Genomic DNA, 9,820 nt, shown 5'->3' on the forward strand with positions numbered 1-9,820 from the left:
TAAATCCTTATCTGGCAAGAGACTTAATTGATTAGTTCGCTCTAGATCAAAAACAATTGACAAAAATCGCCAAATGTCTTTCTCTATAAGAGTTTCATTCCTTATAATCCTGTACGTTGCATAAGACAAACCGAAGAACCCATAAATCTTTCTAAATTCTTCCTTTAACTCGTGCATCTTTTTCAAATTTGGGAAATTTTCTTTGATAGCTTCTAGTTTAATTTTTTGGGTTTCCGTTAAATCTTCTTCATTTTTTAACAGGCTATATTTACTTCGCTTTAAAACTTCTAGCTTCGCTTCTTTTTCCGATTTCTGTTTTTTATTTTTCTGCGCTTCTACGGCTCTTTTTTCCGCTCTTCTCTGTTCGTCTAACTCTTGATTATAGCGGTTCTCGCATCTGTGCGGCACACTTAAACCTTTGCTGATTAAGCTGTTCAGGATCGGGAATGTACCTCTTGTGAATCAGAAACGCTATAATTTGTTTCATTACATGGAATCTATCGGCGACTACCTCGGCCGATGGCATCAATTCTTTCACCAAATTTTTATAGGACAACCAAAGGTCTATGCTCACTTCTTCAATTTGCTCTAACACCTCTTTTCCCCAGCCTGTAAGCGTTTCTCTCAACTCCTCTTGTGTTCGCTTCTCTAGAATAGCTATTAGTTTTCCCGTATCTAAATTTACTAAAACTGCACAGTAATTTTTTTGTCCTTTGACTAGAGCGATTTCGTCAATTCCTAGTCTTTTTAATTCCGATAGGTCTGTCTCTGTAATTTCTTCAGCTATGTCCTCTATCATTCCTTGAATCTCTTCTTCCGTTACGTCATTTCTTCGGCTAACATTTAAAATATCTCCTTCTTTTAATTGTTCGAGTATATTCTCGGCTAGTCTTTTCGTATAGGTTCGTTTCTTGGCGACAAAATCTAACTCTTCGCTAAAGGGTTTTCGACAATTATCGCCCTTAAATTGACGACGATTAACTTGTAGGTACACTGGTTGTCCTGAGATTGGTAAATCTTTGACTAAATGTCGATGATTTTGGTGGAGTTTATCGCTCTCTAACCCACAACGAGGACAGATTGCTTTTTGATTTTTCGATTCGATTCGGAAAACTAAGCTAAACGGCTTTTACTTCGGATCACCGATATAGACTCCAAAAGGGTTATAGCTGTTGGATCATGCAGGTTAAGCGCCGTTTAGCTTATACCGATATTTTCTAGGTGTCGATAGCCTTGAATACAGGTTCCTTGTAGGTTCAAAAATTTGTCAAGTATCATAAGTAAAACACTCGGGTTTTTGGCTATTATATCAAATCTTAACTCATTTGTATATCTTTTGTTATTAACCCTTTTGTGCCTCAAGTCCCTCCCTGTATTAATTTCAGCTACTTTTGAGCGTAGGCGCTCTCATCGAATTTTATTTTAAGTTAATTATTTGCATAACAATTCCCGAAGAGCCAACGCGGCTCTTCGTTACTTGTTATGGTTCGATAGGGGGGCATAAATCGACTAAATCCTTATCTGGCAAGAGACTTTATTGATTAGTACGCTCTAGAGCAAAAACAATTGACAAAAATCGCTAAATGCCTTTCTCTATAAGGGTTCCATCCCTTATAACCCCCGTCCATTGCATAACACAAACCGAAGAGCCGATAATGATGGTTATTCCACTTGCTATAGTCTTTTTAGCCCCCCATTCTAACAGTTTATCGATCAGCATCGATAAAGCGATTCCCCCCGCAATAGCGAAAACTATCCTTAGGCTATGTTCCGTGTATCTTTGCGGTAAATATAGCTTGAAGAGGACAGCGTGAGAGATTAGATAAAAGGCGATCGAGGAAAGCAAAATTTGTGGCAGGATAAATCGTGCGCTCGTGATTCGTTCCACTAGAGAAAAATGGGAGCGATAATAGAGGATAATCGGCAAGGCTAGTCCGAGTAGAATTTGAGGTGGTAAGAGGAAAAATTTTCTCTTGAAGGGGTTAAAAATACACCAATCTCTCGGAAAAAAACCGCTATAATCATTACAGGTCCAAAAGGTCAGCGGCTCTCGATGAAAAAATCCGATTTTACCATCTTGTCCGAACTCTGACAAATTTCGAGCTTCCGCCAGAGAAACCATGGCTCCATAGTCACTACTTTTGAAAAGATATGTCAGTAAGATTAAAAATACAACCAGCAAGCTGACTATACAAAAAACAATCTCTTTTCGGTCTGTAGTCAAACGCAATCTTTGGTTATTCCAGGAGAAGAGACGGAGAACTAAGACTCCAGAAGCAACCAGAACCGAAGGAGGGTAAAAGAAAGCCAGTAAAATTAAAGAGAGTAAACAAGGAATCGTGGAAGAGCGAAGTAAGTAATAGATAAAGGCCAGAAAAAGAGGGTATAAAAAGCCTCTTGGGGTACCGGAACCTAAATCATCTTTTAACCACAGATTTTGATTGAGAAATAGTGTAGAGATAAATCCAGCCAAAGGTACGGGCAGAATTTGTAGGGAGACTCGATAGCAATAAATGGTAGATATTAAACCTAGGGCGATCGGTACGAGCTTATTAAAAACTATGGCGTTTATCCCCACCATTGACATCAATTTATAAAGACTCGCGAGACCCGAAGGAGTCAACCATTGATAATAGTTCATCAGGAAATCATCGGGAAAAAGCTCTGAATCAGAGAAGCGCATCATCCAAACGATAATACGGCGTGCGTCATCCTGAATACTGTACTCGCTACCGAAAGCGATTTGTAAGAATAAGATACTGTACAAAATAGAGAATACGATGCTGAGACTGAACCAGAAGGTTCTGGAAAGCATCAATTCTCTTAGAGGAGTTAAATCTAAAAAATACGAGTTCTTTGTCTGCATAACTACCTTGACGTTTTATCCAAGTATTTTACATTTAATACCAGGGTGAGCGCATCTCAAACGCTATTGACAATTAGCCCCTTTTGTGATCTGCTTGCTGTGTGGGCATTTCAAGTGATACCAGTCAATCAGAATAGTTACGAAATCTTAACATTGGGTCGATTTTTGCTTAACAATTGAGATGGCAAATTCTCCTCAAATATGCCTGAATGTACCTCTGGGTAAGCAACTCACATAAAGTTCATTTTGTCAAGGATTGTTAAGATGCGCTTACCCTGTATTAGTCATTAATACGTCTAGCTAATAATACTAAATTGGAAGGCATTCCCAGCGCCCAGATGGTTTCGACTCTAATACTGAAATTGTCTCCTAAAGCTTGTTTAGCTAAGTTTAATAATTCGGCTCTACCCAGTAGGTTTAAATTATCTTCCTTAGCCCAGAAGGATAACCCGACTATATTTAATAGAAACCGATGCCAAGATTTAGGTAACCAATGGATTAGGGGAAGTTTAGTATGAAATTCTAGCCAATGCCAACGATTGGGTGTAGTTAAGAATATTTTACTAGCAACTCTGGCACACTCTCGAATATGTTCAACCTGTAAATGAGTCGAACCACAATGTTCTAAAACTGCGCTAGAGGTGGCTACATCAAACTCACACTCCTTAGCAAGAATTGGGCGATGAAATCCATTGGGGCTTAAAATTTTGGCAAAAGGAAACACTTGGCTCAGGGAAGAAATGTCTTCTGGGGAAGAGAGGGCGACAGTTAACCCTGCTTCATGAAACCAGGGAATCATACAGTTACTGTCTATCCTCTCCACATCTGGAGTAGAACCAATATCAATAATACTTTCTCCTGCCCGTAAATCGAGTTTGTTCATAGCTAAATCAAACATCTTACGGCGAGCTTCTACACTTAAGCGTTCTTGAATCCCTGTTAACCAATGTCCACGATTAAAATAGTCAATGCCTTGATTCATAATATATTTGTTTACATAGTTGGGTATCTCGAAAAATTGATAGCCCAAGGACTGTTATAGTATAATAAGTAAGAACAGCAAGTCAAGCGAACAAATGCTCTTGCCAGAATCACCCAGGGTAAGAGCATCTCAATTAGGCTTGACAAAAGGCTTTCAGCACAGCCATCATATAGTTATTATCCATGGCCGCCCGTTGACTTTTTTGTGCCAGACTACGTCGGTAACTGGATTCTTGGTTAAGAGCGTTAAGTGCTACTCGTCTCAAGAAGGCAAAATTACGAGGGCTGTGGCCTGAGCGAATCCGACATTGATCCTCATTAAAAGTAACATCTAAAATCCAATGAGCCTGATTTTCAATGCTCCAATGTTTACGAATAGCATTACCTATTTTTTGAGCATCAGCAGGGAGAGAACTGAGATAAAATTGGACTTCACAAGTGGTTTTATGACCAGGATGACGAACTCGTTTAACTATGATAATACTTTGAATTCCTTGCCATTGAGCCTGTTGATAAAGACCGCCGAAAGCTTCTAAGGGTACAGCCCAACACCAACGTTTTTCGAGGCGATGATGACCTTTTTCCAGATGGTAATCATAACTAAATTGAATACCATCAAATTGATGTGCTTGAGCTTGCTCAAACCAGTTTTTGACCTGAGTATAAAGAGTCGGATGATTAGCTTTAAGGGCGACAACGTAGTCAGCTTTTTTGGCTTGAATATGATTAAGTAGGTGGGTGGAATTAAATATAAAATGAACGTAGGTTGGGTTGAAGCATGAAACCCAACGCCCGCATGGGTTACGCTACCGCTAACCCATCCTACAAATAATTGTGCCTACCTACTTAACTGCTAAATTAGATGAGCTTACCCTGTTTAATACGGATACCATAAGAACTAGGATGATTGTCTATTTCTTGGTATTTTTGAGTATACGAAAGTTGAAGGGTAACATATAAGTTTAGAAGCAATAAAGCCGATAACAATCAGTTACAATTATTTTTATCTTCGTTTCAATCCCAAAACACTTAAAAAGAAACTGGAAAAAACCACCTGTACTCCCAACGCTAGAGCGGTTACGGAAGGAATGACAATCCGCATGGTCACGGCTGGATCTAAAGACCCATAAAGTCGAGCATTCCAAATATATAAAGCATACAGTGAACCGCCCATACCTAGCAAAAATAAAATTACGCCAATGCTCAATCCCACCTCCAGATTAATATAACGCAAAAATCGTCTTAACTTGCGGTCTTCCGGTAATAAACCCTCGCTGATAGCAAAAGCTTTTGTGAAGATGGCAAAACTGACGATTTGAAAGCCAATAATCAAAGCTGTGGCTGAATAGAGAAGGGTGTGAACTCTCGGTTGGGTCATAAACCAAATCGTCGCCACAAACCCCAGAAACATTAAAGCCAGTCCGGGGTAGAGAAACAACCAGCGAGGACTATACATTAAGAGAAATCGGAGATGTCGCCAGCCATCGCGCCAAGTTTTTAGGTGGGGGGGACGACTGCGACCGTCAGGGGATAAAGTGGTTGGTACTTCGGTAATTTTCAGACCGTAGAGGGATGCTTTCACCACCATCTCGCTGGCGAATTCCATGCCAGTGGTGCGTAGGTTCAATTGTTCGATCGCCTGTTTACTAAACCCGCGCAATCCACAGTGAAAATCACCACAGGGACTACCAAAAAATAACCGTCCTAACCAAGTCAAGACAGGATTGCCCAGATACTTATGCAATACTGGCATCGCCCCGGGTTTAATTCCCCCCTGAAAACGATTGCCCATCACCAAATCATAACCCTGTCGCAATTTTTCTAGGAAAGGCGAGAGATTGGTAAAGTCATAGCTATCATCGGCATCCCCCATAATAATGTATTGACCTTTGGCGGCGGCGATACCTCCCCGCAGGGCGCTACCATAACCCCTTTCCGGGATGGGAACCACCCGCGCCCCTGAATTAGTGGCAATTTCTTGGGAACCATCGCTACTGCCATTATCGGCGATTAGCACCTCTCCCGCAATTTTGTGTCGTTCCAGATAATCTCGCGCTTTGCCGATACAGGTGGCCAGGGTTTCCGCCTCGTTGAGACAGGGCATGATGATCGATAATTCTAAAGTAGGTATCTGCTCATTAGAGGCGGCATCTGCCATGACCTGATTTTCCAGCATAACAATCGCGGTGGAGTCGTTTTGCTCAAGAGTATAACAGGATTATTGACATTTGTGACAACAAATTTTTGATTGCTCAACAGTGCCGCCTTAATTGATTGGCTTGTCTTTGTCCCCAATAACCTATAATGATTGGGCTGTTCATTATCCAGATTTCCGAAGCTATCTAAGCTAGACAGGGCCTTCAGCATCCCAACAACGGGGTTTAGATTACGAACAGCTTAGGGCAAAAATTTGGCAACCCAGAGAAAATGATACTGAAAAATTAAAAATTGAAGTTTATCTTGGTTTCACAGCCATAAACCTTAGCTATATCAAGCTTAAAATCGAAATGAACTTAAAAGTTTAGTTGTAACATATAAGTTTAGAATTGACAGTGCCGATAGCAATGGATTACTGGGGAATAAATAACGTGAAGGTGCAGGGAAAAATGCCAGATCAATTGCAATATACAAAAATAAGCGGAGTAAAATTATAGATAAGGCAAAAGAAATAATCAATGTGTATTGATTGAGAAGTTGGGAGTGAACAGGTTTAACCAAGTAATAGACCAATAATATTACAAAAGATATCATTCCAAGAATATTGATGATCTGAATTAAAGGAGTGATCTGGTTTAAATAGAAGATAAGGTCTTTATTTAAATCTGGTTGGTTAACTAGATAAGTTCGACGATGTGCCACTCGATTAAATATTGATCTCATTTCAGGGGTTACTCGAGGATCATCCGTATTTTGTAATAATTTCTTACTACTGACTCGTGGCAAAAATAAATATCCACTCATTTCAGTTAATGAATGAGGAAATTTGTTTAGCCAAAATCCTATATCTATATCATCAAAAGAGAAAGTTTTCTGGTTAATTCTTTTATCGTTAAATGCCTCTTGCAGTTCAGAATTAATTTGAGTAAAAACTTGATACATACTCCTATCTTCTGTTAAATTGCTTCTTCTAATTGCTTCTATTGTTGACCAGTACACCCAATCAATTGCTACTTCTATATTAGTAGTATCTTTTCCACCGAGTCTAGTAATTCTCCTAGCTAATTCTTCTTCGATTAGAGGTTTGACTTGATTCAATGTTGGACTCACTTGATAAGCCATTTTTAATTGTTGGCGATTTATATTGACAAACTCAAAATCATCTATATTTTGACCATCATCTATACTCTGAATCTGGGAAAAAGTTTCTTTGAAAGCCGATGAGTTACTAATGGATAACGCTGGTAATTCTAGAAAAAAAGCATTTAATAAAGTAAAAACTGTAGTAATTAATAAACTTATAGCAATGGGAATAATACAAATCGGCAAAGCTTCTCGAATAGCTCTTGCTATATTCATTCTATTTCTTAATACAAGAATAACAAAAACAACTAGGTAACTCAGGAAGAACACTATCTGCTCTGGACGGGTAATGAATATTATTCCTAAACACAATCCACCAAGAACGGAAAATATTAGTGGCTCTTCGTTACTTGGTATGGTTCGATAGGGGGGCATAAATCGACTAAATCCTTATCTGGCAAGAGATTTAATCCATTAGTTCGCTCTAGATCAAAAATAATTGACAAAAATCGCCAAATATCTTTCTCTATAAGGGTTTCATCTCTTATAATCCTGTCCGTTGCATAAGACAAACCGAAGAGCCATATTAGTTTCCTGGCTAAATTTTCTGACATAACAGTTATGACAGTTAAAGCCAAAAGGATATGATATAAGCTAATGGCTATTGTTTCAGTTAAAATAGTATTGAACCACAGAAAAGTTGTTATATGAAAAGTTAAAATTGCAAAAATAACTAAGCAGATATATCGAGGAATTTTTAGTAATCTAAAACTAAAAACTAATAAAATATTAGAGAGAGTGTAAAAAATCTCATGACTAATTCTTAGAGAAAAATTAAGAAAATTAGAAAACATTATAAATATTGGATATCCTGGCATATAATCGATTATTGCCTTAGCTTTATTAGTAGGAAACCAAATATTCTGATCTGCCATTAACGTATAGAGCAAGGAATCTCTTGTCTGACCAACAATTTCACTGTTTCTGATTAAAAAAAACTTGATAATGATCATTGATAAAATCCCACAAGCAAAGAATAATTTGTTTATATCTTCGCAAAATATTCTCGTCAATAATTGTTTTTTTGCCATAATATTTACTGCACTTAACTAAATTAAGTAACGTCGAAATTGACCTACTAATAACAAGGAAAACTATCTGCTCTTAGGGTCTTTTTTATGCTTATTTAAACCACGAAAACTCCAGTGTTTGTGCAAGAAAAAATTATAAAACATTAAACCTGCACTCACAATTACTACCGATGCCATGTACCATAGTTTAAATACTTCTACCAAAATAAACATCCAAGCCACGTTAATTAATAAGCCAGAAAACATGACATTATAGTACTTTATCAATTCTGGAAAAAAGGTTTTTGTACTGGTATTAAAAGTATAAAACTTATTTAGGCAAAACCCAATAAAACTTGTATAAATTAGAGCAATCACTACCGAAGCAATGTAATGAAATTTGATTTTTTCAGTTAATAAATATATGGAAAAAGTATAAATAATATTACAGGTTAAACCAAAAATAAAAAATCGTCGAAATTGTTGACTAGATAGTAAAGAACAAAATTTGTAAAAACTCTTTTGAAGTAGATTAATCATAATTTAGATTACTTTGGCAATAACTTGGGTTAGACGATAGTAACTACTATATCGAATACAGATAAACTGTCCTCACATATTCAAATCTCTTATGATCATAGTCCCCTTTCTGGGATAGGAACCACCCGCGCCCCTGAATTAGTGGCAATTTCTTGGGAACCATCGCTACTGCCATTATCGGCGATTAGCACCTCTCCCGCAATTTTGTGTTGTTCCAGATAATCTCGTGCTTTGCCGATACAGGTGGCCAGGGTTTCCGCCTCGTTGAGACAAGGCATGATGATGGATAATTCTAGAGTAGGTATCTGCTCCTTAGAGGCGGCATCTGCCATGACCTGATTTTCCAGCATAACAATGGCGGTGGAGTCGTTTTGCCCAAGAGTATAACAGGTTATGTACAGCAGTGTCCCAAATTGTTAGCAGACAATCTGCTTATTCTTTTTCCTCTGAGCGGCAATCTATATCTGAAGTTGAATGGCGATCGCTCTACCCGACTCTCTGACTTTCTTTATTTGGCAATTTGACCCAAATTTTCGAGCAACTGAAATTCTGATGCTATCCTCGCCATCCCACCTGATTATTTGCTAGAAGTCATGGCCAAATCTCCTTAACCCCAACTGACGTTAAATTTGCTCAAAAGCTATCTGCTTGCTACTGAATTTTTGATGCGTCCGGGACGCATCCCACAGCCAAATATCGCCAATTTCCCCCTAGGCTTTAGGTCTTAAATAAACTAGAGACTGTTGCCAAATTAAAGTGGGTTTATCGTAGTGATCGACCAGGTATAGACAGTTAACATCTTGCCAAAGGATGCGACCAACGAGGAGATCATCGGTGCTTAACTTAATTTCTACTTCCCGTTTCTCTTGAATATAGCTCTGTACTTGTTTGATACTCGGCAGACCAGGATCAAATTGAGACATAATGAGTTTATCGATGAGGTGTTCATCCTCTATTATTCCTGTTGAGTAGCTTTTATTGACCTTGACATCCTCACCGCCGTAAACGGACGGTGATTCCCAAACCTCACGATTTAGGTTTCTGCTTCTTTCCCGAAGGATTTTTCGCACCTGCCTTAACAGATTTACTCTGTTCTGGTCTTATGGTCGCTCTACAGACTGAC

Annotated in this window: 6 protein-coding genes and 3 pseudogenes; all 9 read right to left on the reverse strand. The window is 38.4% G+C overall.

From position 1 onward, the window contains the following. Positions 1 to 141: 141 nt before the first annotated feature. Positions 142 to 1,278, reverse strand: a pseudogene (locus O9332_RS03945) (ISL3 family transposase); the annotation flags it as partial. Between the two features lie 301 nt (positions 1,279 to 1,579). Then, on the reverse strand, positions 1,580 to 2,815 hold the full coding sequence (locus tag O9332_RS03950) for a hypothetical protein (RefSeq protein WP_288023729.1): 1,236 nt from the start codon (positions 2,813 to 2,815) through the stop codon (positions 1,580 to 1,582). Positions 2,816 to 3,146: 331 nt separating this feature from the next. Next, positions 3,147 to 3,848 carry a hypothetical protein gene (locus O9332_RS03955; protein ID WP_002756702.1) on the reverse strand — a complete coding sequence of 234 codons (702 nt, stop codon included), beginning with the start codon at positions 3,846 to 3,848 and terminating at the stop codon, positions 3,147 to 3,149. Positions 3,849 to 3,981: 133 nt separating this feature from the next. Next, positions 3,982 to 4,563: pseudogene (locus O9332_RS03960) on the reverse strand (ISAs1 family transposase); the annotation flags it as partial. A gap of 287 nt (positions 4,564 to 4,850) precedes the next feature. After that, a complete protein-coding gene (locus O9332_RS03965) occupies positions 4,851 to 6,023 on the reverse strand; it encodes a glycosyltransferase family 2 protein (RefSeq protein ID WP_288023732.1) in 1,173 nt (390 codons plus the stop codon). 320 nt (positions 6,024 to 6,343) lie between these two features. After that, on the reverse strand, positions 6,344 to 7,522 hold the full coding sequence (locus O9332_RS03970) for a hypothetical protein (protein WP_288023735.1): 1,179 nt from the start codon (positions 7,520 to 7,522) through the stop codon (positions 6,344 to 6,346). Positions 7,523 to 8,241: 719 nt separating this feature from the next. Beyond that, positions 8,242 to 8,697 (reverse strand): GtrA family protein, encoded by a 456-nt coding sequence (locus tag O9332_RS03975; protein WP_288023738.1) that lies wholly within the window; start codon positions 8,695 to 8,697, stop codon positions 8,242 to 8,244. Between the two features lie 101 nt (positions 8,698 to 8,798). After that, positions 8,799 to 9,047, reverse strand: a pseudogene (locus O9332_RS03980) (glycosyltransferase); the annotation flags it as partial. 360 nt (positions 9,048 to 9,407) lie between these two features. Continuing rightward, positions 9,408 to 9,620 (reverse strand): Hfq-related RNA-binding protein, encoded by a 213-nt coding sequence (locus tag O9332_RS03985; RefSeq protein WP_002756689.1) that lies wholly within the window; start codon positions 9,618 to 9,620, stop codon positions 9,408 to 9,410. Positions 9,621 to 9,820 lie beyond the last annotated feature (200 nt).

Source organism: Microcystis sp. LE19-10.1B, assembly GCF_027530565.1.
Classification (GTDB): Bacteria; Cyanobacteriota; Cyanobacteriia; order Cyanobacteriales; family Microcystaceae; genus Microcystis; species Microcystis aeruginosa.

What these genes read in the sequence shown, in the direction of transcription:
- O9332_RS03975 (WP_288023738.1), bottom strand. Translation starts at nt 8,697, where the DNA reads ATGATTAATCTACTTCAAAAGAGTTTTTACAAATTTTGTTCTTTACTA.
- O9332_RS03970 (WP_288023735.1), bottom strand. Translation starts at nt 7,522, where the DNA reads ATGCCCCCCTATCGAACCATACCAAGTAACGAAGAGCCACTAATATTT.
- O9332_RS03965 (WP_288023732.1), bottom strand. Translation starts at nt 6,023, where the DNA reads ATGCTGGAAAATCAGGTCATGGCAGATGCCGCCTCTAATGAGCAGATA.
- O9332_RS03985 (WP_002756689.1), bottom strand. Translation starts at nt 9,620, where the DNA reads ATGTCTCAATTTGATCCTGGTCTGCCGAGTATCAAACAAGTACAGAGC.
- O9332_RS03955 (WP_002756702.1), bottom strand. Translation starts at nt 3,848, where the DNA reads ATGAATCAAGGCATTGACTATTTTAATCGTGGACATTGGTTAACAGGG.
- O9332_RS03950 (WP_288023729.1), bottom strand. Translation starts at nt 2,815, where the DNA reads ATGCTTTCCAGAACCTTCTGGTTCAGTCTCAGCATCGTATTCTCTATT.